The sequence below is a fragment of the Tumebacillus amylolyticus genome, from assembly GCF_016722965.1.
Taxonomy (GTDB): Bacteria; Bacillota; Bacilli; order Tumebacillales; family Tumebacillaceae; genus Tumebacillus; species Tumebacillus amylolyticus.
Map to the genome: position 1 here is coordinate 698611 of NZ_JAEQNB010000001.1, position 25222 is coordinate 723832.

Below are 25222 nucleotides of genomic sequence, written 5' to 3' on the forward strand. Positions count from 1 at the left end.
TTGTAAAGATATAGAATCTTTTACAAGCGGGTGATAAAATGACGACCTTCAAACAACAGCTCCTCTCAGGGAATTCTCTCTACGGAACTTGGTTGCGAATTCCCCATCCGACGATTGTTGAAATCATCGGCAGAAGCGGTTTTGACTTCCTCCATCTCGACATGGAGCACGGGCCGATCGGGAACAACGAAGTGGATACGCTGCTCCTCGCCGCGAATGCAACGGGGACTCCGACGCTGGTGCGAGTGCCGCACGTGGACGAATCCTTGATCGGGCGCGTGCTGGACCTTGGAGCTACGGGCGTCATCATCCCGAGAATCAACGGTGCCAAAGACGCGCAGGCTGCGATCTCCGCCGCATTTTTCGCCCCGATGGGTCAGCGCGGGCTCGGGGGAGCCTGTCGGGCCAACGGGTACGGTGCGGTCGGGTTTCAGGAATTTGCAACACAGGCGAACGACACCACCAACCTGATCTTGCAAATCGAGACCAAACAAGCGGTGGAGCGGATCGACGAGATCCTGGAAGTTTCCGCTGCGGCGGTTGATCTGTACTTCATCGGTCCGGCAGACTTGTCGCAATCCCTGGGCGTGCCGGGGCAGTTTGACGACCCGCTCTTGCAAGAAACGATCCAATGGCTGGTCAAGCGCATCAAAAAAAGGGGCAAGGAGATCGGCATCCACCTGCCCCACCCGAGCATGCGCCAACACTACGCAGACTTGGGAATCCGCTACTTCACCTCTTCGTTCGACATCGGAATCGTCTCCGAAGGGGCGAAATCACTGCTCAAGGCGTGCAAGCAGGAATAACGAGGACAACCACGAATAACATATGTAGGAAGATTAACTTCATAGGTCAGCAACGAGGTGCCCTTGTCAATTGAAGCAAGGGGTAACAGGGAATCGGGTGAAAGTCCCGAGCGGTCCCGCCACTGTAACCGAGGAGTTCTCTCTCACGTATGTCACTCAATCCTTCGCGATTGGGGAAGACGAGAGAGCGCGATGATCCGGAAGCCAGGAGACCTACCTACGTTCGCTACACCCAATGTGCCTTCGCGGAAAGGAGTGGTGTGCAATGGAACGACTAGGTTTCTCTGTTTGGGTATCGTCTGTCCAATTGTTCACGTAACCCCATCCGTTTGGATGGGGTTTTTTGTTGTGTCAGATCGAGGGGAAAACAGAGGAGGAACCATACAATGGAAAATTTCTCGTTGCTTGCACTGGTATTCGTACTCGGTTTGCGTCACGGCTTGGACGCAGACCATCTGGCTTGTATTGACGGGTTGACCCGCTATAACTTGCGCCAAGGCAGAAAAACGGCGCGCTGGGTCGGCACCCTGTTCTCATTCGGTCACGGCTTGGTGGTAGCGACGGTCGCCATCATTTTGTCGATGATCTCCAAGGACTTCACGTTCCCCGACTACTTCGATACGATCGTCACTTGGATTTCTGTCGTTTCGCTCGCTTTGATCGGCTGCTTGAACGCGATGAACCTGATTCGAAACCGCTCGGAACAGGCCGATTTTTCCGTTCAGGGGATCAAGGGGAGATTCATCCCGCGTGTCGCCCGCGAAACGACCAACCCGTTCCTGATCATCGGGATCGGGGGGATGTTCGCTCTCGCAGCCGATACGGTTTCTCAGACTTCGGTCTGGGCGCTGGCATCCGGCAATGCGGACGGCTATTTGCCGTATGTACTGGGGCTTACGTTCATGGCGGGGATGATGTTGACCGATACGATCGACTCGTTGGTTGCGTATCGGATGTTGACCCAGTCGGGGAAGCTCGGACGCACCGCTTCCAAAGTGATGGGCTGGGTGATCGTCGCGCTTGCTTTCGGGGTTTCGTTCTATGAGGCGTTTACCTACTTCAATCCGTGGGCGGAGTTGGACTTTGAAGTGGTTGGAGTTGTGATCTTCTGCGCCTTGCTGATTTGCTTTGGCGGCGTTCGTTTGGTGTCGAGTAGGAATACGACGGTCACCAATGAATAGGCTGTAGGCAGAAGGTAGAGGCAGGGAGGAATGGCGAATGGATGCATTTTCATGGCTTGCACTCGTCTTTGTACTCGGTCTCCGGCATGGGCTGGACGCAGATCATCTCGCTTTTATCGATGGGTTGGCACGGCATAACCTGCACTTGGGGCGGAGAATCACGCCTTGGGTGGGGACTTTGTTTTCCTTTGGCCACGGATTGGTGGTGGCAACGGTCGCCGTCATTTTGGCTGAGATTTCTCGGGACTTCACGTATCCCGACTATTTTGACATCATCGGCACGTGGGTCTCGATTGGGTCGCTGGCGCTCGTCGGTGGTTTGAATCTGGTGAATCTGCTTCGAAATTCCTCGGAGCAAACCGACTTCGCCCCGCAGGGAATCAAGGGACGATTCCTACCGCGAGCGGCGCGTGAGACGACCAATCCGTTTTTGATCATCTTGACGGGGGGCGTGTTTGCGCTGGCGGCCGATACGGTCACGCAGACTTCGGTCTGGGCGCTGGCAGCGGGACATGCGGATCAGAGGTTTCTTCCCTTGCTCTTGGGACTTGCGTTTATGGTCGGGATGATGCTGACCGATACGGTCGATTCGCTGGTTGCCTACCGGTTGTTGGCGAAGTCCGGCCGATTCGGTCGAACCGCTTCGAAAGCGATGGGGTGGCTGATCGTCGTGTTGGCGTTCGGGGTGTCTTTTTATGAGTCTTTCACGTGGTTTCATCCTGGGGCGGAGATCGACTTTGAAGTGGTTGGGGTTGTTTTGTTTGCCTTGCTGGCGCTGAGTTTCGGCGGGGTTCGTTGGATCTTGAGAAAAAAGACCGTGCTCCCTTAGTGGAGAGCACGGTCTTTTTTTCTTAGCAACCGCAACCGCCAGTTGCTGCGCCGCCAACTGCGCCGCCGCCGTAACCCGGAACGAGCAAGAAGAACAGAACGAAGATGATCAGAAACACAACCGCCCAACGAGTGTAACCGCCAAATGCACCGTACATGAGATTCCCTCCTCTCAAGTGGTTTTGCTACATTCTATTGAAGAGGAGGGACAAACGGGACGGCGCTTGTCTTGGGTCATCTGCCCAATATTCGGGGCAGTTGCCAAATGGCACCAGACAAGGGATACTGAACCTAACAGCATGGAATCCTTTTTTTACATACAACGAAGAGGAAAGGGGCCGGATCATGGAGAGAATGTCTCTCCTGCGCGAACCGAAGCAACGGAAACTGCTGTTCAGCGCGGGACTTAGCTGGATGTTCGACGCGATGGACGTGGGGATGATCTCGTTTATCGTGGCGGCACTGGCGGTGGAATGGAAGTTGGGCGCGCAGCAGATCGGACTGCTGACCGCGATCAATTCAATTGGGATGGCGGCGGGCGCGGCGGTTGCAGGCGTGCTCGCCGACCGCTACGGACGTCGGGCCGTTCTGGTCTGGACGTTGCTGATCTTCTCCGCCGCAAGCGGCGTGTCCGCACTGGCGGGAAGCTTTGCCATTCTCTGTGTGCTGCGTTTCATCGCAGGCTTTGGCTTGGGAGGTGAGCTTCCTGTCGCATCGACGCTCGTCTCCGAATCGGTGCCGATTCGGGAGCGCGGGCGTGCCGTCGTTCTGCTCGAAAGCTTCTGGGCGGCAGGTTGGATCGTGGCGGCGTTGATCTCGTACTTCGTGATCCCCGACTACGGATGGCGCACGGCGTTTGTGATCTCGGCGATCCCGGCGTTGTACGCGTTGTACGTGAGACAAGCCATCGAAGATTCGCCGCGTTTTACCGAGTTGCAAAGCGAGAGGGTGCCGCTTGGGAAGCGGCTGGCGCTGGTCTGGTCGGCGGAGCACCGCAGATCGACGATCACGCTGTGGATTTTGTGGTTCACCGTGGTGTTCTCCTACTACGGCATGTTCCTCTGGCTGCCCACGATTATGGTCATGAAGGGCCTCACCCTCGTCAAAAGTTTCGAATACGTCCTGATCATGACTCTCGCGCAACTTCCCGGCTATTTCACCGCCGCGTACTTGATCGAGCGATTCGGTCGTAAGTTCGTGCTGGTCACGTACTTGCTCCTGACCGCCGCCAGCGCCGTTTGGATGGCCCTGTCGCTGAGTGCCGGGTCGATGATGGCGGCGGGAATTTGCCTCTCGTTCTTCAACCTCGGGGCTTGGGGCGGGATGTATGCGTACACGCCGGAGTTGTATCCAACCGCCGTTCGTTCCACGGGAGTTGGACTGGCGGCCTCGTTTGGTCGCATCGGCGGCGTCATCGGGCCGTACCTCGTCGGGATGCTGGTCGCGCAAAAAACGGCGCTCACCTCGATCTTCCTGATCTTCTTCGTCGCGATCCTCCTCGGAGCGTTCGCCGTGCTGTTCCTCGGCAAAGAAACCAAGGGAACAGACCCCGACCGCATGTAAAAAAACGGCTGGCCTCCATATGGAGACCAGCCGTTTTTTCATACCATCTCCACCTGCAACCGCTCCAGAATCCGCCGCTTGCGATACATCATACTCGCCGTCTCCGCGAGGTCTTCAATCGTTTTGCGGTTTAGGTACGCCCCGAACACAATCCCGGCGACGGGGATGAGTTGGAACAGTTTCTTCCACCCGAAGTTCTCGGCGTGGATCAAGACCACCTCGCGCCAGCCTTGCAGTTGCGAGAACAACTGACTGCGCTCCTCCGAGAGAATCGCCTGTTTCCCCACATAGTCGGACGAGGAAAATTGCAGCACTTTGATCATGAACACCCGCTCCGATTTGTCCTGCGGGTCGAATCCGTAACACATGCAGACTTCCTGCAACACTTTCAACGACAGCCCGAGCAACATCGGAATGTCGATCGCCAAGGTGAACAGACCGCCGATCCCCGTCGTCGCGCCTTGGATCGTGGCAAACGTAGACCGCGCCTTGGCGTACTCGCGGGCCACTTCATTTTGGATTGCGAGCGGCACCTGTCCCACTTGCTCCAGCGTGAGGGGGGCGGTGCCGGTCTTTTTTTCAAACTTCTCTACGATGCCCTGCGAGGACGTCAGATACCGACCGCCCGTTTCCACATACGAGATCATCTCGTCGAGCACTTGCCCGACTTTCTCTTGGACGAACTTCGGCGTGACTTTGTCCAAGAGGGCGAACGGCAGGCGGCCGAGTTTTTCCCAGAACCAGAGGTCTTTCTGGTCTTTTTCCCATTTTTCCACAACCTGCAAAGCCAAGAGCAATTCTTCTCTGGTTTCCATAGGTCCTCCTACCGAATGCATTCGTTGCTAGGGTATACGGATGGCGAAGGAAATAGTTACGATTTAATTTGGAAACGCTAAACGAAATCACATGGTATGATAGACCTATACAGGAAAAGATTCGTTGATGGAGGGATTTCGTACCTTGGCTTCCGTTTGGGAACTTATGAAAAAAGGCAATACTTCCTCCGCCATGGCCGCGCTTGGCAATGCGGGCTTGGCGGTTCTAAAAGGCGTCGCCGCCACACTCAGCGGCAGCGGCGCGATGTTCGCCTCCACGATGCACTCGGTGGCAGATGCGGTCAACCAAGGGTTTGTGTTCGCGGGCAGTGTGCTGGCGGAGCGGACTCCGACTCGCCGCTTCCCGACGGGGTTTGGGCGTGTGATCAACATTTTCTGCATGGTGGCGGTCTTGGTCGTCACGATGATGGCGTACGAAACCATCCGCGAGGGCTTGCATCTCCTGACCCATCCGGCGGCGATTGCGGGCATTTTCTGGGATGTGGTCGCCTTGGGAGCGGGGATTCTCGTCGACGGCTTCGTGCTGTTCAAAGCCATGAAGGAAATTTGTAAAGAGTCGCGGGCCGAGGCAAGGGGTTTTGGTGTCGTGATTACGGCGTTTCGCAACGTAGGACAAGCAGCGCCGCCGACGCGCCTCGTTTTTTACGAAGACATCGTGGCGACATCGGGCGCCTTGCTTGCGTTGCTGGGGATTCTCGCGTCGTACTACCTCGATTTGAAAGTCCTCGACGGCGCGGTGACGATCTTGATCGGGTTGATGATGGTCGGGGTTGCCTTCAAAGTGGGGTATGACAACATGGTCGGTCTGATCGGCGTCGCGGCACCGCGCGAAGTGGAAGACCGGGTGGCTGCGATTATTTTTTCCGACCCGGATGTGACCGACATCAACCAGATGCGCATCGTGCAAGAGGGACGCACCTACCACGTCGAAGCGTACATCGAACTCCGTCCGGGCATGACGTTGGCAGACGCAGACGACATCAAGTACCGCGTGCGGGACCTCGTCTTGGCAGACCCCGACGTTTCAGACGTCACGATGGGGATTCTGGAGGACAACGGCGTCAGGAACTGGGTCCCCGAACCCGTCGGGAACTAGCAAAGGCTGTCGGCCCCGCGCCGGCGGTCTTTTTTGACGTATAGAATGAAGATGGGGAGTTGATCCAACTTGATCGTCAAGATGCTCGCACTCGTATTCTCTCTGGGGCTTGATACGCTGGTTCTCGCCACGACACTCGGCACCCTGCAACGAAAAGGAAAAGTGAAGCTGGCGATAAGCTTTGCACTGGCAGAAGCGATCATGCCATTGGTCGGCTTCTTGCTTGGGAAAAACATCGGAGAGTTCATTGGGGGTTGGGCTTCCCTCGTAGGAGCCGTCGCCTTGATTGGATTGGGCATCTACCTGATCTTTTTCGAGGAGGAGGACGAAGACGAGGAGCTTGAACGGGGACAAAGCCTTCGGGGATGGGCATTTCTGTTGCTGCTGCTCATGATTAGTTTGGATGAGTTGGCCGTTGGATTCTCGATGGGTCTCGTCGGCGTTTCCGCTCCCTTGACCGTACTCCTGATCGCACTCCAATCCTTCGTGTTCACCCTCTTGGGGCTGACGTTTGGCGCAAAACTCAAACCCTACCTCGGAGAATGGGCAGAAAAAGCGGGCGGAGTCGTCCTGGTTCTACTGGGAGTCTGGTTATTGGGTGAGCGTTTCTAAACTCCTTTGCATACCCTATGGGGGTATGGTATCATAAACGCAAAGGAGGTTCGACACATGGAAAACAAGCAAGCAGCCGACTTTGACATCACCGGCATGACCTGCGCCGCCTGCGCGAACCGGATCGAGAAAGTTTTGAACAAACTTCCGGGCGTCACACAGGCGACCGTCAACTTGGCCCTTGAAACGGCCCACGTCGAATACGACAGCAACGCCCTCACCATCGAAGACATGTCCCAACGGGTGAAAAAACTCGGCTTCGAAGCCACGCTCAAACCGGAGGAGACGACCGACAACACCGAACGCCGCCAAGCGGAGATCGCCAAGCAGAGACGCAAATTCCTGATCTCGGCCCTGCTGTCGCTCCCGCTGCTCTGGGCGATGCTCACCCATTTTTCCTTCACGGCTTGGATTTGGACCCCCGAATTCCTCATGAACCCCTGGGTGCAACTCCTGCTCGCAACCCCCGTGCAGTTCTGGATGGGGGGCCAGTTCTACAGCGGAGCCTACAAAGCCCTGCGCAACAAGAGCGCCAACATGGACGTCCTCGTCGCACTCGGCACCTCGGCGGCGTACTTCTACAGTCTGTACCAAACCCTGCGCCTCTTAACAGACTTCCACACCGACGGCGTCGACCTCTACTTCGAAACGTCTGCCGTGCTGATCACGTTGATTCTGCTCGGCAAACTCTTCGAAATGACCGCCAAGGGCCGCTCCTCGGAAGCGATCAAAAAAATGATGGGCCTCCAATCCAAAACCGCCCTCGTCCTGCGCGACGGTCGCGAGCAAAGCATTCCGCTCGAAGAGGTGGTCGTCGGCGACATCGTCCTCGTCAAACCGGGCGGCAAGATCCCCGTCGACGGCACCGTCCTCCAAGGCTCGTCCTCCGTCGATGAATCGATGCTGACCGGCGAGAGCATCCCTGTGGCAAAAAGTCCCGGCGACACGGTCATCGGCGCCACCGTCAACAAAAACGGATTCCTCCACATCCGTGCCGAAAAAGTCGGCCGACACACCGCCCTCGCGCAAATCATCAAAATCGTGGAGGAAGCCCAAGGCTCCAAAGCCCCGATCCAACGCGTCGCCGACCAAATCTCCGGGGTCTTCGTCCCGATCGTCGTCGGACTCGCGCTGGTCACATTCTTCATCTGGTACTTCGCCGTCGATCCGGGCAACTTCCCGAGCGCACTCGAAAAATTGATCGCCGTCCTCGTCATCGCCTGCCCGTGTGCGTTGGGCCTCGCCACTCCGACGTCGATCATGGCTGGCTCCGGACGTGCCGCAGAATTCGGCATCCTCTTCAAAGGGGGCGAATACCTCGAAGCCACGCACAAAGTCGACACCGTTCTGCTCGACAAAACCGGCACGATCACCAACGGCAAGCCGGAACTTACCGACGTTCTGGTAGCGGGGGACCTCGACGAGACCACATTCCTCCGCTTGGTCGCCAGCGCGGAAAAAAACTCCGAGCACCAACTCGCCGAAGCCATCGTAAGCGGCGTTGAGAAAAAAGGAATTCAACTGTCCCCCGTGGAAAGCTTCGAAGCGATCACAGGCTTCGGCATCCGCGCCGTGGTCGAAGGGCGGGAGCTTCTCATCGGCACCCGCAAACTGGTTCAACACGATCTCCCCGAGATGGAGACCTACGAAAACCAAGGCAAAACCGCCATGCTCGTTTCCATCGACGGCACGTACGCAGGCCTCATCGCCGTGGCAGACACCGTCAAGGAAACCTCGCGCGAAGCGGTCACCCGGCTCAAAAACCTCGGTCTCCAAGTCGTCATGATCTCCGGAGACAACGAACGCACCGCCAACGCCATTGCCCGTATCGTCGGGATCGACCACGTGCGCGCCGAAGTTTTGCCGGAGCAGAAGGCAGCCGAAGTCCGCAAGTTTCAACAGCAAGGCTCCATCGTCGCGATGGTTGGCGACGGTATCAACGACGCCCCGGCGCTGGCCACCGCCGATATCGGCATGGCGCTTGGCACCGGCACCGACGTCGCGATGGAAGCCGGCCACGTCACTCTGATGCGCGGCGACTTGCGTTGCATCGCGGACGCCATCTACATGAGCCGCAAAACGATGGCGAACATCAAACAGAACCTCTTCTGGGCGCTGTTCTACAACGCGCTGGGCATTCCGATTGCAGCGCTTGGCTTGCTGGCTCCGTGGGTCGCAGGTGCCGCGATGGCGTTCTCATCCGTGTCGGTCGTGCTCAATGCGTTACGATTGCAAAGAGAGGGGGGACTTTCCAAATGAAAGACATCAAAACCAAAACCGATCTCGTCACCCGACTCAACCGCATCGAAGGTCAAATTCGCGGCATCAAGGGCCTGATTGAAAAAGACACCTACTGCGACGACATCCTCAACCAGATCGCCGCCGCTCAATCGGCGCTGAACAGCGTCGGCAAAATTCTGCTGACCAACCACATGAAAACCTGCGTCGTCGACCGCATCCAAGAGGGCGACCACGAGGTAATCGACGAACTGATGAAGACGATGGGCAAACTGATGAAGTAACAGATGCCACGCTCCTAGAAAAAAGGACCCGCTGCGAAAGGGGTCCTTTTTTTGCATAATGTATACCCTTGACGGAAACGGAGCGGGGAGGTACACTAAACCCGACCTGTTATGAGAATGATTTTCATTATCCCAAAAGGAAGTGAACCGGATGGCTCGCAGATTTTCCAGTCTGTTGCTCATCTTGCTCTTATTTGTTACTCTGCTGGCTCCTACAGCGGCGCATGCCACCGACAAAGCGGTCGCAGATTTGAAGCAAGCCGAACAATTGGTGGAGCAGGCGCTGAACCAAGCAAACCAGGGTCAACTCCCGGAAGCTGACCAAACCTACCAACAATTCCGCAAACTCTGGCTCCAAATTGAAACGGGGATCAAAACCGATTCAAGCCAAGCGTACAAGGACATAGAATCAAACATGGGCCAAGTCGACTACGCGTTGATGCAGAAAAAGCAAGACGCCGTCGTGCAGGCCTTGAACGGTCTGAAAACGGCCAACGAGAAGTTCATCTCCGGCGGATACGGCGCGGGAGAATCCTTCAAACAACAAGACATCACGCTGCCCGACTTCATCGGGCTCTTGCAACAAACCAAACAACAGGCAGAGAAACACGACATAGCGGCGGCTCAAGCGAGCATTGCCCAAGTTCGCGAATCGTGGCTGAGCGTGGAGGGCGTCGTCGTCGCCCAATCGGCCGGTCTGTACAACGACTCTGAACGCGACATGGTGACCGTCGATGCGATGTTGCACGCACAGCCCGCCGACGAGCAAGGGGCCGCAACCCTTTTGCAAAACATGATCAACTACTTAACCCCGCTCGCAGACAAGTCCGGATACACGATGTGGGACGCGGCCTTCATACCGATCCGTGAAGGGTTGGAAGCACTTCTGGTCGTGGCGGCCCTGCTCGCCTTCGTGAACAAATCCAAGCAGAAACGCGGCCGCACCTGGGTATGGGCGGGCGTGGGCGCAGGTTTGCTGTTCTCCATTATCTTGGCGGTCGTTGTCAAAGTGGTGTTCTCGGCGGCTGCATTTGGCAGCAACAACTCGCTGATCGCCGGGTGGACGGGTGTGATTGCCGCCGTGATGCTTCTGTACATGAGCTATTGGTTGCACTCCCAATCGAAAGTGAAGGACTGGAACCTCTATATCAAGGAGAAAAGCGAAGCGGCGTTGAACACGGGGAAATTGGTCTCCTTCGGTGTCCTCTCGTTTCTGGCGATCTTCCGCGAAGGGACGGAGACGGTGCTGTTCTTGATCGGGATGGTCAATCAGATTTCCATGCAGAACTTGATTCTCGGGCTGGTGATCGGGATGGTCGTGTTGGTGGTCATCGCCGTTCTCATGCTGTTCATCGGTGTGAAGTTGCCGATGCGCCCGTTCTTCATGGTTTCGAGTTTTATCGTCTTCTATCTCTGTTTGAAATTCACGGGGATGGGGATTCACTCGCTGCAACTGGCGGGAACTTTGCCTTCTACCACGTCGGCGCAACTGCCGAGTGCTGACTTTATCGCGCTGTACCCCTCTTGGGTAAGTACGGTGCCGCAACTGCTCTTGGTGGTCATCGCCTTGGGCGCAATCTTGATCAAAAAGAAACCCCAACCCACAGGAGGAATTCTCAAATGAAACTCGCAAACACCCTGATCGCCCTGACTCTCGCAACCAGCTTCGCCCTCGTCGGTTGCGGCTCGACTTCCACAGACACGACGAAGTCCGCCACCCTGGCGGCATCTACCGAAGATGCGACCTCGAAAATCAAAACAGGCGTCGAGAAACTCAGCGCCGTCTCGTCCGATCTGAAAAAAGCGATCGACGCCGGCGACGAAGCGAAGATCAAAGAGACCGGCCCGAAACTCGAAGACGAATGGTCCGCTTTCGAAGACGAAGTGAAGCCGAAGTTCGCAGACCTCTACGAAGAGATCGAAAAGTCCCTCAACCCGGCCATCGCCGCTTCCAAAGCGACTCCGCTCGACAAAGCGACGCTTGCGAAACTCAACGACGACCTGAGCGCAACCCTCAAGAAACTCGCAGACAAAGTCAAGTAAGTTCTCGAAAAAAAAGGAGCCACTCCGTCAGGAGGGCTCCTTTTGCTTATAGCGGTACAGGAGATAGACGACCAAATAGATCACCATCAACACGATCGAAACCCGGTACATTAACGCATAACTCGTACTCGCGGCGATCATCCCAAGCAACATTCCGCCGCCGCCAAGACCCAAGTCGAAACCGTTGTAGAACGTCGCATTGGCAACTCCACGGCGGTTCGGAGCCACACGATTGACCGTCCACGCTTGAATCGAAGGCTGGATGGAACCAAACCCGATCCCATAAAACAGGGCGGCGACCATCAACAGAGGAGTCGTCGTGGCATACGACAACACCAACAACCCGATCATCGAGAAAAAAGCGCCGGGGAACAGCACCCAGAAGTGCCCCCGCTTGTCAAAGATACGCCCCGAAATCGGGCGGACGATAAACACGCTCAGCGCATTGACGAGGAAAAACCACCCGACATTCGCAATCCCCGCCTCTGTGCCGAACAGCGTAATGAAGGAAACGACCCCGCCATACGTCACGCCGAGCAACAACACCAAGAACGCGGGAAACAGCGCTTTTGGCTCGACCATGCGGGAGAGCAGGGAACTCGATTCCGAAACGGGCTGCGCGGGGGCAGGTCCTTTTTTCACAGAAACGAACAGCGGCAAGACCAACGAAAGTAGCGTGGAGAGGAACGTCACGACGAACAGCCAGTCGAACCCGTACGACTTCATCACCCAAATACCCGTAAACGGACCCAACGCCATCGCCAGTGTGGAACCCAGCCCGAAGTACCCCAGTCCTTCGCCTCTGCGAGACGCCGGGATGATGTCGGACGCCAGAGCGCCATAGGACGTGGTCGTCGTGCCCCAGCCCAACCCGTGCAGAAACCGAATGCCGAGGACGAAGGCAACGGAAGCCGCCCAATAGTAGCTTCCCATCGAAATCAGCAGGATGACATTGCCGACGATGAGGATGATTTTTTTGCCGAGCGAGTCGATCAACGGCCCGACGAACAACCTCGCGATCACCGCCGCCAGCGTCAGAATTCCGATCACCAACCCCACTTGTGCATCCGTCCCCCCATGTTGGGAGACAAACGAGGGCAAAGTAGGCAACAACATCTGAAACCCGAACACGCAGAAAAAGTTCGAGAATAAAATCAACAGCAAATCTCGCGTCCAGAGCGCTTCTTGCTTAGAACTGGTCAGGGTAGACAACGAAGGTTCACCTCAGATTCATTTTAGGTAGTCTTTATTATAGCAATAGGTGGATGCAAAATCGTGCTATTTTTCAAGTGTAAAACAAAGTTGAATAATTCTGCTTGCAGGAAGCTGGAAGTAGCAAAAAGAATTGGATTGAATTAGGAGGCGATGGTAATGTCCATTTTTTTTGTCTGTTGGGGGACTGTGATTTTAGGTCTATTGTGGTTGCTCTGGTTAACTACGAAGCAAGTACCATCCGAGGGGAAGGATGGTAAGACAAATCAAGAGGATCTTCTACATGATCAACCCATACAGGAGGCTTGGGAAGACAAACTGGGCAGAGTGCCTTTTGCAGAACGACTAGCGAAGATACTAAAATCGAGTTATGAAGCAAATAGTCTGGTTGTTGGACTATACGGGAAGTGGGGGATCGGAAAAACATCTGTATTAAACCTAACTGAGCGTTATCTTGCAGAAGATAAAGACCTAATCTTGATTCATTTTAACCCGTGGTATTTTAAAGATGGAGAAGAGCTGATTCGTCAATTTTTCCTTCATGTAAGCAATGAGATCATGAGAAAAATGGGGAAGGAAACCAGTGAACTGGTAAAGAGGTTGAAGCAATATGGAGAGCGGCTTGCTCCTGCTATTAAATTCAATCTTTTCGGCTTGGACTTTTCAGGAGCGGATCTTTTAAAAGGAGGCCCAAAAGATGTTATGTCGCTTCATGAGGAAATCAAAACCCTTTTGAAGCAGGCCAAACGGCCGATTTTGGTTATGATCGATGATATCGATCGATTAGACCGTAAGGACATTCAGACGCTGTTTAAATTGGTAAAACTATGTGCGGATTTTCCCTATACGGTCTATCTTCTCTCGTTTGATGAAAAAGTAGTGGCGGATAGTTTGGCAGAGGAGTTTGCAGTAGATCAGGAACTTGGGGGGTCGTTTTTAGAAAAGATCATTCAAGTGCCACTGCATGTACCTCAGCCTAACTCGATCGATCTAAGAGATATGGTGTTTGTTGGTATTAAGAATATCTTGGATCAGTATGATATGAAACTACGAAGAGAAGATGAGTATCGGCTTTTTAGCCTTTGGGATCAGACCATCGGCGGACTGCTCACAACACCGAGAATTGCGAAACGTTATTTAAATGGGCTTATGTTTGCCTTGCCCTTGTTAAAAGGGGAGGTCAACCTGGTGGACTGTCTTTATGTTGAGGCAACGAGAGTTTTTCTACCAGAAGTGTATCACTTTATTCGGACGAATGCAGATATTGTACTTTCTTTTGATAGAGGCGTGTACACTAATGACCCGAATCTTCTACATAAGCAGAAGTTAGATAAAATTCTTGATGAACTTCCTAGTAATCAACAAAAGGTCGCGGCTGAATCACTTATTAAGAATCTATTTCCACAGACCGAGTCATATAAGGGGCTCATTCGAAGACATGGATCGTCGAATTGGGAGCTTGAAAAACATGTGTGCTCGGCGATGTATTTCGAGCGTTACTTCCAGTATTCAGTCTCAGAAAACGATATTCCAGATGTTGCACTGCAGGCATATTTGGAGGAAACTCTTTTACAAACAGACGATGTACAAAGGAAACAAAAGTTTCTGCATCTGGCACGAAACAAAAAGGGTATCAAACGATTGATTCAAAAACTAAGGACAATGGAAACTATCATTCAACCTAAAATAGCCGAAAAGTTGGCGTTAACTCTCGCCGAATTAGGAGACCAATTTTCAGATAGTGATGGAATTAGCTATGCCTCAACAAGATCACAAGCTGGAATATTGATCAATTATTTGACAAAGCGACTTCCTAATGAGGAACGGATTTTATTGATGAATCAAATCATGGTGAGAGCGAACCTGCTTTCTTTTGCAGCAGAAATCTTTTTTGGAATAAGAGAAGACAATGATGATTCAATTCAAAAATGCGTGGTAGCTTCCTTATTGCCTAGAATTGAAGAGGCTGCACAAACTCCGAGATTATATGATATGTATCCTCAATATGCGAGCCACCTCTTATATATCTGGAGAACTTGGGGAGAGCCAGAAGAAGTACGCACAGCACTTCGGGGTTGGTTTCTGACACAGGAAGGAGCAGAGAAGTTCCTTGTCTCTCATGTTAGGTTTATTACCTTTTCAGAAACAGGGGAGGAACGGGTTCTTTCGTTTGGAGAGGAGGATTATAAAAACATATCGGAGTACCTACCTCCACAGGAAATCGCAGATCATTTGCGCCCAACTTATGCAGCGAGATTACACGAGGTGGACGAGAAGTTACCTATCACAGAACAAACTGCAATTCGCTTTCTTAAGTACCACGAAAATGTCTTAATTCTGCAACTTGCAAAAGATGCTATAGAGAATCAAAGGCCTTATATTAGTCTTGATATTAGAAAAGAGGAGGAACAGGTCCTCTTGGTCCTTCACAATAACGGGGCTGGATTGGCCAAAATTCGGTTTGTTACGCCTCGCACCGATCTTGAAGCAGGATCGTTCTATCAGCAACTTTCCTATGCGAAAGGTGATGGTTTGATTGGCGCGAAAAAACAAGCAAAGTTACTTGATTTCGAAATCGGCCCAAATGAAACCTACACGTTTGCTCTGAAGATGGGTCACATGTTTAGTTTTGATGATAAGGATGATTGGATTAGTTCGATTTCTGTGTACTATGAAGACGTCTATAGAAATTGTTATCGTTCTCGTTTACTTTACGTCAGGTCAGTTAGACAGCCGAAATATGAATATCGAGTTGAGGGAAGAGAGAATTTGAATATCTCGACAATTCCAACTACAGATGATGTAGGTAAGATTTATAAAATGGAGTTTGGCGCTCCAGTGATCTTTAGACCGTATTATCTAGAGTTACACTTAGTTGAAAAAATAACAAAGATGAAAGGCACTATACTGGGAGGTATATCTTTTACGGGAGGGCGTCCTATCAAAGTAGAGGAAGTGAACTTCGGGGGAGATGGTTATCCGACTTTCCAAGTTCAGGTAGGTAAATGTCGACCTTTTCGAATCATTTCATATGAAGCCGACACATTAAGGAAATTCGCCATCAAAGACCTGGAGGACCGTTACGATAATTATCCTTATCAAGAATATGGTTTGGAGGCGGAAGGAAATATTGATGAAGGAAATCGAAAGGATCTATACGATTACCTAGTAAAAACGTTCTTAGAGCTGATAGAAAGTAAATAGTTTCTTGTTCTAAAAACATAGAAGAGACCACTCGATTAAGGGGTGGTCTCTTCTATGTACCAGTTTCCAGATATCGAGGCTAGTTGTTTAAGTGACAGAAGTAGTTCATGTAGTAGATCTAAGCTGTCATTCATGATGGAGAATACCTGTGAACAGGTAGTAGAGTTTGGGGCAGATACTGCGATTGTGTCACCTTTTACCCAAATTGTATCATGCAAAGGAGGATTTCGATGTGTGAGTGCATTTCGATATTTATCTGCGCTGGTAAAGGCTTTTGATCTGGTTATGGTATCTAATATATCTGCAATATATAGTAATCCAGCATCAGAGCTTGTAGCCTTCAACTTGAGAACTTTGTCTGTGACCTTTTTGAAAGAAACCTTTTCTGAAGCGAAGTCAATCCTGAAACGGCGATTGAGAATATGAGCTATCATTTCGAGAGTGGAAAAAAGTTTGAAAAAGAATAGGTCAGCATGATATTCGAATCCAATACGTCTTCGATGATCAAGACTCGTGCAATCAGCAAATGAGTCCGGGATTCCTTTATCGTAATAGTATTTCGAAAATGAATAGCTCATGAGTGTCTTTCGATAGTGATTGTGATAAGTTCGAACGAAATCTTCAATAACAAGCCGTTCACGGAGAGTTGTTAAGTCACGAATATCACCATATTGCTTTGCATTTTTGAAAAAGTCTATAAATGGGTCCAACTTGTCGAATTGCATCTGGTCACAGTATATGTTCTTAAAGTCATCAGGGGATGGGTATTCATCGAACATGTACTTCCCACCTTTTTCTTATTTGTTTGCGGCATCCTATACAATGTACGCTTTCAGACGAAATTCATCAATCTCTGATACGATGGGGAATGGGTGATCTCACATGAACATATTGCTTGCAGAAGATGACCAGCGCCTCGGAAAACTGGTCACGCATCTGTTGAAGAAAAAAGACGGTTACCACGTCGACTGGGTGCAACGCGGTGACGAAGCGTATGAGTACGCCAAAGCCGCATCGTATGACGTGCTCATCCTCGACTGGATGATGCCGCACCGAGACGGGCTCGGAGTTTGCCGCGACCTGCGACGCGACGGGTACACAGGTGCGATCTTGATGTTGACAGCCAAGGACGCCGTGCAAGATCGCGTATCGGGACTCGACGCCGGAGCGGACGACTACCTCGTCAAGCCGTTCGAATTCGAGGAGCTCCAAGCTCGCGTGCGCGCACTGGGCAGACGTTCTTTTGCCCCGTTGCAAAAGGACATCGTGACGCTGCAGGGTCTTGAAGTCAACCGCTCCGATCACACGGTCTCCCGCAATGGCGAACTCGTGCAACTGTCTCCCCGCGAGTTCCAACTGCTGAATTTGCTCTTGCAGAATCGCGGTCACGTTCTCACGCGTGAACTGATTCTCGACCGCGTCTGGGGCTTCGACAGCGACGTCACCAAAAACGCTATCGACGCCACCGTCAAGCTGCTTCGGAAAAAAATCGACTCCCCCGACGCGGACACGTTGATCAAAAGCGTGCGGGGCGTAGGTTACAAAATTGAAGGGTAATTTCTCTGCGCGGCGTTTCCGAGAACGCATGCAAAACAAACGATTTCAACTCGACTTGTTCACCCGCATTCGCTTGCGGCTGAGCATCAAGTACAGCGGCATGTTGATTTTCATGCTCTTTCTCTTCACGCTGATCGTCTCCGCCGCGCTTTTCGTCATGATCTGGATCGAACAAACGCAGCTCGTGCAGACGGAGATCGACGAAGCGGTGGCCGAGTACCAAGACCTCTTGCAACATTTGCCCCAGGGTGGAGGCAGGGTCCCCGATGTCCAAGAACCGACGGGCGGGACGCAGGTGTTCCTCTATGTGACCGACACGAAAGGCAATCTCGTCTATTCGCAAGAGAGATCACAAGGTCTAAGCGCGCACATCCTTCCTCAACTCAACCACTGGGTGCCGGACCAAGGGAACGTCAGGGTGATGACGATCTCCCGGGTGCTTCGGCATGGGGAAGACATGCTCCTGCTGGTCAGCGGACGTGCAATCTACCGAAACGGGCTCTTGACGGGCGTGTTGTATACGGGTAACGACGTGTCGTTTTATTGGGAAGTGTTCAAAGGGTTGTTGAAGGTCTTGCTCATCTTGATCGGTGTTTTCGGATTGCTGGCCGCGTTCTTTGGGCAGCGCATGGCCGCGAGGGCGATGGTTCCCATCAAATCGTCCTACTACAAACAACAACAATTCGTCGCCGACGCTTCCCACGAACTGCGCACGCCGCTGACCGTTTTGAAATCGTCCATCGACGTCATCGAACTTGAGGACGGCGACAACCTCTCGGAGTTCTCTCAAACTGTGCTCGCCGATATGAAAGACGAAGTGCACAGCATGAGCAAACTCGTCGCCGACCTGCTGACCCTCGCCCGTACCGACTCCGGCGCAGTCGAGTTGTACGTGCAGACCTTCGATCTGGCGGACACCGCCCAGCATGTCGTCCGACTTCGCAAAACGCTCGCACAGGAAAAAGAGATCGACCTCTCGCTGCAAGCGTCGTCCGATCTCATGATGACCGGCGACGCCGAGCGAATCAAACAATTGCTGGTCATCCTGCTCGACAACGCGCTGGCCTACACACCGGAGGGCGGTCGAATCTCGGTCTCTGTCTCGACGGAGAACCGAGCGCACGTCTTGCGCGTGTCCGACACCGGGATGGGGATACCGCTTGAGGAGCAGGAGCGAATCTTTGAGCGTTTTTACCGTGTAGAAGAAGCCCGTTCACGAGTGACGGGCGGGACGGGGATCGGCCTCGCCATTGCAAAGTGGATCGTCGAGGCACACCGAGGTACGATTTCGGTGCAAAGTACGCCGGGGGCGGGGAGTCTCTTCACCGCGAAATTCCCCGTGCGAAAGTAAGGAAAAAAGCGTCAGGAGGCAACTTGCTTCCCGACGCTTTTTTTCATGATCCTTTCATCGAGAGCTCGTACACTGGGTCTCAGAAGAAGGGAGTGACACATCCACCATGAAACGCATGTGGAAGTTCTTGCGCACGATCTTGTGGCTGGCCGTTGTCGCTGCGGTGGTAGCGGTCGGAGTTCGGACGTTCGCCTACTCGCACGAGTTTCGTCAACATGATGCCCAGCAACAACGGCAACAGCAACAGCAAGGGCAGTCGTACGGTCGCGAGGACCGTCACACCGCCCAGACCCAAGCATTCTCGCACCGAAACGAAACCAACTTCCGCGGGGAACGCGGCGAGCACCATGACGGATTCGGCGGCGTCATCGGATTCTTCGTCGGTCTGGTCTTGCTCGTCGGCGGCTGGAAATTCTGGAAGCGTCGAGTTCGCCGCCGTCCGATGAGGATGACGGTAGACTCCTACGTCTCGGAGCAGACCTTCGACGCTCTCGATGAATGGGAAGCGAAAACCCGCCGTGAACTCAAAAACCAAACCCCCAAGGAGGAACAATAACATGATCTTCAAACGCATCCGCGATCTCGTCGTATCCAGTGTCCACGAAGGATTGGACAAGCTCGAAAACCCGGTGGCTCTCATCAAGCAATACCTGCGTGACGTCGAATTCGAAATCACCAAAGCGGAGCGCACCATCGCGCATCAAGTGCTCTTGGAACAACGCCAAGCGGCACTCGTATCCGACACCAAAGCGCTGATCGCAAAACGCGCCCGCCAAGCGCAACTGGCCGTCGAAACCGGCGACGAAGAGATCGCAAAAGTCGCGTTGCAAGAAAAAATCGTGCTGGAGTCCAAACTGACCACCTACGAATCGCAACTTGAAACGATCGCCACCCAGACGGAAACCCTGAACAACCAACTGCGCGACCTGCAAGAAAAGTACGCAGACATGCAAGCGAAAAAACGCCTGCTCATCGCTCGTTCGCAAGCGGCACAGACCAGCTACGACCTCAATTGCACGCTGAACTCCATCGACGCAGACAGCGCCGTCCGAGGTTTCGCCCGTATGGAAGAGCGTGTCCTCCTGATGGAAGCGACCGCCGAAGCGGGCAACCGTGTACGCGCAACGCATCTTCAACTTGCAAAGTACGCAACTGACACTGCCCTGCAAAACAAAGTCGAAGAAGAACTCGCGAAACTCAAAGCTTCCCAAGAAGCGTAAGCCCCGCCCCAGTGTGAAGCCCCGCACCCGGTGCGGGGCTTTTTTTCACGATTGTTGCTCGTAATGTTATAGGATTTTATACCTATAAGGAAATTCGTGACTTTAGACCTACATGGGTAAGACCTCAGACACAAAAAGACAGGAAAAGTCGCATATTCACATAATTTCATTTAAGCAATATGATGGAATTGTATCAAAAAACACCAAGTGAAAAGGGCAAATCATGGGAAACCATGAGACGCAAAGCCAAGGGCCTGACCCACGACGTATCAGATCGTGGATGGCAGCCGGTTGCCACAGGGATTCATAGTCTCGTTCTATGAACCTGTCTAAGAGGTTCATTTTTTATGACCTCTTGTTCTTCCCCTTTTTCACGAGAAAGGTAGGACCTGTACATGGGAAAACGCTTTTGCAGCAAACTCGCTTTGTTTGCCTCGCTGCTGCTTGTGTTCCAGCTCGTGTTTCCTATGCTAAACGCATTCGCAGCGACAGACCCGGAGGGAACACCTCCCCTCGGAGGACAGACTGACGTTGTGACGACGCCCGAGCCTGATCCGGCAACGTCCACCGTCGACAACACCACTCCCGCTACTGAACCCACTCCTGCAGGACCGGCTCCTGCAACCACCACAACGACTCCGCAGATCACAACCCTGTCCAGTGGCATGCTGCCACCCAGCAATCTTGCCTTTCAACTGACAACTCCCGACACTGTAAAACTGACATGGAGCTCCGTTTTCGGAGCCACCGGGTACAACGTATACGGCATCATCGACGGCCAACTGCAAGTCTTGGCGACGACGACCGCTACTTCGTACACGTTCCCGGCGCTTAAGGAAGGCGAGTACCAGTACGTCATGACGACGCTTGGTGCAGAGGGCGAATCCGGCCCGTGCGCCCCGGTGTCTGTGACCGTCACCTATCCGAAGATGGCGGCACCGGACTCCCTGACCTACAAACTGGTCAACGGAAACGACATCGCACTGACTTGGACGGCTTCGCAGTACGCAACTTCGTACAACCTCTACCAAGTCAACGCGGACGGTACCAACACGTTGGTCACGACCGTCTCCGGCAAGACCACGTACACGTTCACAAATGCAGCAGCAGGTTCTTACACCTATGCAGTCTCGGCTGTGAACACGCTGTACGGCGAATCTCCGGTTTCGGCGACGACCAAGATCGACTTGGGCGAACAGTCGCAAGCGGCACCGGGCAACTTCACCTCCAAAGTGCAGAACGGCAACGACATCGTCCTCTCTTGGAGCGCTTCGCAATACGCGACGGCCTACAACGTCTACCAAGTGATTGGCGGCCAAAAAGTGTTGCAGAAGACGCAAACCGCAACAACGCTTACGCTGACCAACATGCCGGCGGGCGACTACGTGTACGTCGTGACGGCGTACAGCGACCGCTTCGGCGAATCGGCAGACTCCACGCAAGCAAGCTTCACGCTGGTTCCGCCGGTGATGACCGCCCCGGAGAACTTCAAGTTCACGCTGGCGAACATCAACGACATCAACCTGAGCTGGACCGCAGTTTCCAGTGCAACCGGCTACAAGATCTACCAAGTGACCGACGGTCAAAAAACCTTGGTCAAAACCGTCACTGGGACGAGCACTTCGTTTACGAATCAAGCTTCCGGCGACTACACCTATGAAATTCACTCCTACAGCGACCGCTTCGGCGAATCGACCGCGGGCAGCCTCGTCTCCTTGACGGTGGCGACTCCGACGATGACCGCTCCGAGCGACTTCACGTACAAGATCAACAACGGCAACGACATCGCACTGAGCTGGACCGCAGCTTCGAACGCGAACTCCTACAAGATCTACCTCGTCAACGGCGACCAGAAAGTTTTGAAAGCGACGACGAGCGCAGTTGCGTACACGTTCACCAACGCAGCGGCGGGCACGTACACCTACGAGATTCATTCGGTCTCGACCCGCTACGGTGAATCGGCAGAAGGAAGCCAAGTGAACCTTGAGCTGATCCTGCCATTGATGGCAGCACCTCAGGAAGTGGTGCAAGCGATCACCTCTGCAACGGGCTTCACCCTGAACTGGGATGCAGTACCGTACGCAAACTCCTACAAAGTCTACCAAGTCACCAACGGAACGAAAGTTCTGAAGTCCACCGTGACGGGCACTTCCGTTGCCTACTCCAACATGACGCCGGGCGATTACACCTATGAAGTGCACTCATTCTCGAGCCGCTTCGGCGAATCGGCGGATGGCGCAACGCTTACGTTCACCCTGAACGGACAGACGATGCCCGCTCCGACCAACCTGACCTACACGCTTGCCAACGGCAACGACATCACCTTGAAGTGGACCGCCGCTCAATATGCGACGAGCTACAAGGTCTACCAAGTGGTTGACGGTCAAAACGTGTTGGTGAAAACCCAAACGGCCACGACTCTCACGCTGACCAACCAACCGGGTGGGGACTACCACTTCCTCGTAACGGCCGTTTCGACCACGTTGGGCGAATCGCCGGAGGGAGCAGAAACCACGTTCACCTTGGCTCTGCCGACGTTGGCAAGCCCGGCGAATCTCACGTCCAAGATCCAGAACGGCAACGACATCGTTCTGACCTGGGCGGCGGCACAATACGCAAACTCGTACAAAATCTACGAAGTGGTCAACGGCGAAGAAGTGCTGCTCAAGACCTCAACGTCGCTGACGACGACGATCTCCAAAGTCGCATCCGGCGATCACATCTATTCGGTACACACCGTCTCCACCCGCTTTGGCGAATCGGCGACAGGCAGCCAGATCACGGTGAGCCTCGACTCCACAACGATGCAACCGCCGACGGGTCTGACCCAGACGACGGCCAACGGCAATGACATCACTTTGAAATGGACGGCGGCTACCTACGCGACGGCCTACAACATCTACCTGATCCAAGACGGTCAACCTGTTTTGCAAAAAACGGTGACCGGCACCTCGTACACGTTCACCAACCTTCCGGGAGGCGACTACATCTACGAAGTGCATTCCTACAGCGATCGCTTCGGCGAATCGATGGAAGGCAGCCAAGTTGCTTTCAACTTGACGTTCCCGACGATGCAAGCTCCGGCGAACTTCACGCAAAGCTATGTCAACGGCAACGACGTTGTCCTGCGTTGGAACGCTTCGACGTACGCAACGAGCTACAACGTCTACCAAGTCTCCGGCGGCACGAAAACGCTCGCCAAGACGTTGACGGGCGTGACGGTCACCTTCGCCAACCAACCGGAGGGTGACTACACCTACGAAGTTCATTCCGTCTCCACCCGCTTCGGCGAATCTCCGGAAGGAAGCACCGTAGACTTCAAACTGGTGTTCCCGACCATGCAAGCGCCGGGCACCCTGACGAACACCATCACCAACGGCAACGACATCACCTTGAGATGGGGCACCGCGACCTATGCGACCGCCTACAAAGTCTACCAAGTTCTCAACGGTGAAGAAGTTCTGCAAAAAACGCAAACCGGCTCCTCCCTCGTTCTCACCAACATGCCGGCGGGTGACTACAGCTACGCAGTTCACTCCTACAGCGACCGCTTCGGCGAGTCTCCGGTAGCAAGCACGGTGAACTTCAAACTGGTATGGCCGGTCGTAGCACCGCCGACCTTGACCGCATCGGTTGTCAACGCGAACAACGTCACCCTCACCTGGCCGTCTGTGCAGTGGGCGAACGAATACCGCGTCTACCAAGTGAACAAGGACGGCAGCAAGACGCTGCTCAACAAAGGCACGACCTTGAGCTACCAGATCTTCAACTTGGCACAAGACACCTTCTCTTATGAAGTAACGGCGTTCAGCACACGCTTCGGCGAGTCGCAAGCATCGAACCGCCAAACGGTTACGATCGTCTACCCGGTTATGCAAGCTCCGGTTGTAACGGCGAAAGTGCTCAGCACTTCCTCGGCCACGCTCTCTTGGGGCTTCATCACCTACGCAAACGGCTACAACATCTACGAACTGGTGAACGGCCAACCGGTCCTCGTGAAGCAGAACCTCAATGCGCTCTCCTACACGCTGACCAACTTGCCGTACGCAAACCATCAATACTATGTCACCTCGTACTCCAACTCGTTTGGGGAGTCCGTTCCGTCGAACACCGTGCTCGCGAAACTGATCAACGACACGGTCGCACCGGTTACCACCGCAAATGCTCCGACCAACTGGACGAACCAAACTCCGGTCGTCGTCACGCTGTCGGCTACCGACAATGACACCGGCGTTGCAAAAACCTACGTGTCCCTGAACGATGCTGCCTTTGCAGAAGGCACTTCGGTCACCGTCAACCAAGAAGGCACCAACAAAGTCTCCTTCTACTCCGTTGACAAAGTCAACAACATCGAAACCACCAAAACGGTCTTCGTGAAAATTGACAAAACCGCTCCGGTCACCTCGGCGACCGCACCGACCGGCTGGTCCAAGGACGGCGCAACCGTCACCTTGACCGCAACGGATGCAGGCTCCGGCGTCGCGAAAACCTTCTACTCCATCAACGGTGGAGCGTATGCAGAAGGAACGACCGTCACCGTGAACCAAGAGGGCACCTCGAACGTCTCGTACTACTCGATTGACAACACGGGCAACGCAGAACAAGCGAAGACCGTCACCGTCAAACTCGACCAAACCGCACCGACCACCACCGCAACTGCTCCGACCGACTGGTCCAAGGACGACGTCACCGTTGCTCTCACAGCAACCGACGCACAATCCGGCGTTGCAAAAACCTACTACTCCGTCAACGGTTCCGACTTTGTAGAAGGTTCCAGCATCACCCTGACCCAAGAAGGCGTCAACGCAGTTTCCTTCTACTCCGTGGACAACGCGGGCAACAAAGAAACGGCGCACTCCTTCGAAGTCAAACTCGACAAAACCGCACCGATCACCACCGCAACCGCTCCGACCGACTGGTCCAAGGACGACGTCACCGTTGCTCTCACGGCAACCGACGCACAATCCGGCGTTGCAAAAACCTACTACTCCGTCAACGGTTCCGACTTTGTAGAAGGTTCCAGCATCACCCTGACCCAAGAGGGCGTCAACGCAGTTTCCTTCTATTCCGTGGACAACGCGGGCAACAAAGAAACGGCGCACTCCTTCGAAGTCAAACTCGACAGAACCGCACCGACCACCACCGCAACTGCTCCGACCGACTGGTCCAAGGATGACGTCACCGTTGCTCT

20 protein-coding genes and 2 riboswitches are annotated in these 25222 nt (G+C 53.8%); of the genes, 16 read left to right on the plus strand and 4 right to left on the minus strand.

What is annotated here, in order from left to right; genetic code table 11:
* The first annotated feature begins 38 nt into the window (after window positions 1-38).
* The 3 genes from JJB07_RS03270 (at window position 39) to JJB07_RS03280 (ending at window position 2816) form a co-directional block, all read left to right on the plus strand.
* Window positions 39-806: an HpcH/HpaI aldolase family protein gene (locus tag JJB07_RS03270; protein ID WP_201631077.1), complete on the plus strand. Its 768-nt coding sequence runs from the start codon at window positions 39-41 to the stop codon at window positions 804-806.
* Window positions 807-844: 38 nt separating this feature from the next.
* Window positions 845-1042: riboswitch (cobalamin riboswitch) on the plus strand.
* Window positions 1043-1192: 150 nt separating this feature from the next.
* Window positions 1193-1987, plus strand: a complete 795-nt coding sequence (locus tag JJB07_RS03275) for a HoxN/HupN/NixA family nickel/cobalt transporter (protein WP_201631079.1) — start codon at window positions 1193-1195, stop codon at window positions 1985-1987.
* Between the two features lie 37 nt (window positions 1988-2024).
* Window positions 2025-2816 carry a HoxN/HupN/NixA family nickel/cobalt transporter gene (locus JJB07_RS03280; protein ID WP_201631081.1) on the plus strand — a complete coding sequence of 264 codons (792 nt, stop codon included), beginning with the start codon at window positions 2025-2027 and terminating at the stop codon, window positions 2814-2816.
* 22 nt (window positions 2817-2838) lie between these two features.
* On the opposite strand, the gene JJB07_RS24165 is transcribed toward JJB07_RS03280, so the two are convergent.
* Window positions 2839-2973: a hypothetical protein gene (locus JJB07_RS24165; RefSeq protein WP_283809036.1), complete on the minus strand. Its 135-nt coding sequence runs from the start codon at window positions 2971-2973 to the stop codon at window positions 2839-2841.
* Window positions 2974-3160: 187 nt separating this feature from the next.
* Here JJB07_RS24165 and JJB07_RS03285 point away from each other — a divergent pair, with 187 nt between their 5' ends.
* Window positions 3161-4378, plus strand: coding sequence for an MFS transporter (locus JJB07_RS03285; RefSeq protein WP_201631083.1), 1218 nt, complete (start codon window positions 3161-3163; stop codon window positions 4376-4378).
* 38 nt (window positions 4379-4416) lie between these two features.
* On the opposite strand, the gene JJB07_RS03290 is transcribed toward JJB07_RS03285, so the two are convergent.
* Complete coding sequence (locus JJB07_RS03290) at window positions 4417-5193, minus strand: EcsC family protein (protein WP_201631085.1); 777 nt, start codon at window positions 5191-5193, stop codon at window positions 4417-4419.
* Window positions 5194-5320: 127 nt separating this feature from the next.
* Here JJB07_RS03290 and JJB07_RS03295 point away from each other — a divergent pair, with 127 nt between their 5' ends.
* From JJB07_RS03295 to JJB07_RS03320, 6 genes are all read left to right on the plus strand, one after another.
* Window positions 5321-6310 carry a cation diffusion facilitator family transporter gene (locus JJB07_RS03295; RefSeq protein ID WP_201631087.1) on the plus strand — a complete coding sequence of 330 codons (990 nt, stop codon included), beginning with the start codon at window positions 5321-5323 and terminating at the stop codon, window positions 6308-6310.
* 69 nt (window positions 6311-6379) lie between these two features.
* Window positions 6380-6922 (plus strand): manganese efflux pump MntP, encoded by a 543-nt coding sequence (locus tag JJB07_RS03300; protein WP_236587582.1) that lies wholly within the window; start codon window positions 6380-6382, stop codon window positions 6920-6922.
* A gap of 57 nt (window positions 6923-6979) precedes the next feature.
* The gene (locus JJB07_RS03305) at window positions 6980-9181 is read left to right on the plus strand and encodes a heavy metal translocating P-type ATPase (RefSeq protein ID WP_201631088.1); all 2202 of its coding nucleotides are present in this window, start codon (window positions 6980-6982) and stop codon (window positions 9179-9181) included.
* Entirely contained in the window at window positions 9178-9444 is a 267-nt protein-coding gene (locus JJB07_RS03310) for a metal-sensing transcriptional repressor (RefSeq protein WP_201631091.1), read from the plus strand. Before JJB07_RS03305 ends, JJB07_RS03310 begins: the two co-directional genes overlap by 4 nt.
* Window positions 9445-9595: 151 nt before the next feature.
* Window positions 9596-11068 (plus strand): FTR1 family iron permease, encoded by a 1473-nt coding sequence (locus JJB07_RS03315; RefSeq protein WP_201631092.1) that lies wholly within the window; start codon window positions 9596-9598, stop codon window positions 11066-11068.
* Entirely contained in the window at window positions 11065-11487 is a 423-nt protein-coding gene (locus JJB07_RS03320) for a hypothetical protein (RefSeq protein WP_201631093.1), read from the plus strand. The genes JJB07_RS03315 and JJB07_RS03320 overlap by 4 nt, the downstream gene beginning before the upstream one ends.
* 27 nt (window positions 11488-11514) lie before the next feature.
* On the opposite strand, the gene JJB07_RS03325 is transcribed toward JJB07_RS03320, so the two are convergent.
* Window positions 11515-12699: an MFS transporter gene (locus tag JJB07_RS03325; RefSeq protein WP_236587584.1), complete on the minus strand. Its 1185-nt coding sequence runs from the start codon at window positions 12697-12699 to the stop codon at window positions 11515-11517.
* Between the two features lie 159 nt (window positions 12700-12858).
* Between JJB07_RS03325 and JJB07_RS03330 the strand changes: the two genes are divergently transcribed.
* Window positions 12859-15903: a KAP family P-loop NTPase fold protein gene (locus JJB07_RS03330; protein ID WP_201631094.1), complete on the plus strand. Its 3045-nt coding sequence runs from the start codon at window positions 12859-12861 to the stop codon at window positions 15901-15903.
* A gap of 35 nt (window positions 15904-15938) precedes the next feature.
* On the opposite strand, the gene JJB07_RS03335 is transcribed toward JJB07_RS03330, so the two are convergent.
* Window positions 15939-16682 (minus strand): Cthe_2314 family HEPN domain-containing protein, encoded by a 744-nt coding sequence (locus tag JJB07_RS03335; protein WP_201631095.1) that lies wholly within the window; start codon window positions 16680-16682, stop codon window positions 15939-15941.
* A gap of 103 nt (window positions 16683-16785) precedes the next feature.
* On the opposite strand from JJB07_RS03335, the gene JJB07_RS03340 reads away from it, so the two are divergent.
* The 5 genes from JJB07_RS03340 to JJB07_RS03360 form a co-directional block, all read left to right on the plus strand.
* The gene (locus JJB07_RS03340; RefSeq protein ID WP_201631096.1) at window positions 16786-17460 is read left to right on the plus strand and encodes a response regulator transcription factor; all 675 of its coding nucleotides are present in this window, start codon (window positions 16786-16788) and stop codon (window positions 17458-17460) included.
* Between the two features lie 28 nt (window positions 17461-17488).
* On the plus strand, window positions 17489-18811 hold the full coding sequence (locus JJB07_RS03345) for a sensor histidine kinase (protein ID WP_201631097.1): 1323 nt from the start codon (window positions 17489-17491) through the stop codon (window positions 18809-18811).
* A 106-nt stretch (window positions 18812-18917) separates the two neighbouring features.
* The gene (locus tag JJB07_RS03350; RefSeq protein ID WP_201631099.1) at window positions 18918-19367 is read left to right on the plus strand and encodes a hypothetical protein; all 450 of its coding nucleotides are present in this window, start codon (window positions 18918-18920) and stop codon (window positions 19365-19367) included.
* A 1-nt stretch (window position 19368) separates the two neighbouring features.
* The gene (locus JJB07_RS03355) at window positions 19369-20031 is read left to right on the plus strand and encodes a PspA/IM30 family protein (protein ID WP_201631101.1); all 663 of its coding nucleotides are present in this window, start codon (window positions 19369-19371) and stop codon (window positions 20029-20031) included.
* 205 nt (window positions 20032-20236) lie between these two features.
* Window positions 20237-20330: riboswitch (cyclic di-GMP riboswitch) on the plus strand.
* Between the two features lie 96 nt (window positions 20331-20426).
* On the plus strand, window positions 20427-25222 hold a 4796-nt coding region (locus JJB07_RS03360), incomplete at its 3' end, for an OmpL47-type beta-barrel domain-containing protein (protein WP_201631103.1).

Bases quoted from the DNA above. Each gene is read 5' to 3' on its own strand.
- JJB07_RS03270 (WP_201631077.1), top strand. From the start codon at position 39: ATGACGACCTTCAAACAACAGCTCCTCTCAGGGAATTCTCTCTACGGA.
- JJB07_RS03275 (WP_201631079.1), top strand. From the start codon at position 1,193: ATGGAAAATTTCTCGTTGCTTGCACTGGTATTCGTACTCGGTTTGCGT.
- JJB07_RS03280 (WP_201631081.1), top strand. From the start codon at position 2,025: ATGGATGCATTTTCATGGCTTGCACTCGTCTTTGTACTCGGTCTCCGG.
- JJB07_RS24165 (WP_283809036.1), bottom strand. From the start codon at position 2,973: ATGTACGGTGCATTTGGCGGTTACACTCGTTGGGCGGTTGTGTTTCTG.
- JJB07_RS03285 (WP_201631083.1), top strand. From the start codon at position 3,161: ATGGAGAGAATGTCTCTCCTGCGCGAACCGAAGCAACGGAAACTGCTG.
- JJB07_RS03290 (WP_201631085.1), bottom strand. From the start codon at position 5,193: ATGGAAACCAGAGAAGAATTGCTCTTGGCTTTGCAGGTTGTGGAAAAA.
- JJB07_RS03295 (WP_201631087.1), top strand. From the start codon at position 5,321: ATGGAGGGATTTCGTACCTTGGCTTCCGTTTGGGAACTTATGAAAAAA.
- JJB07_RS03305 (WP_201631088.1), top strand. From the start codon at position 6,980: ATGGAAAACAAGCAAGCAGCCGACTTTGACATCACCGGCATGACCTGC.
- JJB07_RS03310 (WP_201631091.1), top strand. From the start codon at position 9,178: ATGAAAGACATCAAAACCAAAACCGATCTCGTCACCCGACTCAACCGC.
- JJB07_RS03315 (WP_201631092.1), top strand. From the start codon at position 9,596: ATGGCTCGCAGATTTTCCAGTCTGTTGCTCATCTTGCTCTTATTTGTT.
- JJB07_RS03320 (WP_201631093.1), top strand. From the start codon at position 11,065: ATGAAACTCGCAAACACCCTGATCGCCCTGACTCTCGCAACCAGCTTC.
- JJB07_RS03330 (WP_201631094.1), top strand. From the start codon at position 12,859: ATGTCCATTTTTTTTGTCTGTTGGGGGACTGTGATTTTAGGTCTATTG.
- JJB07_RS03335 (WP_201631095.1), bottom strand. From the start codon at position 16,682: ATGTTCGATGAATACCCATCCCCTGATGACTTTAAGAACATATACTGT.
- JJB07_RS03340 (WP_201631096.1), top strand. From the start codon at position 16,786: ATGAACATATTGCTTGCAGAAGATGACCAGCGCCTCGGAAAACTGGTC.
- JJB07_RS03345 (WP_201631097.1), top strand. From the start codon at position 17,489: ATGCAAAACAAACGATTTCAACTCGACTTGTTCACCCGCATTCGCTTG.
- JJB07_RS03350 (WP_201631099.1), top strand. From the start codon at position 18,918: ATGAAACGCATGTGGAAGTTCTTGCGCACGATCTTGTGGCTGGCCGTT.
- JJB07_RS03355 (WP_201631101.1), top strand. From the start codon at position 19,369: ATGATCTTCAAACGCATCCGCGATCTCGTCGTATCCAGTGTCCACGAA.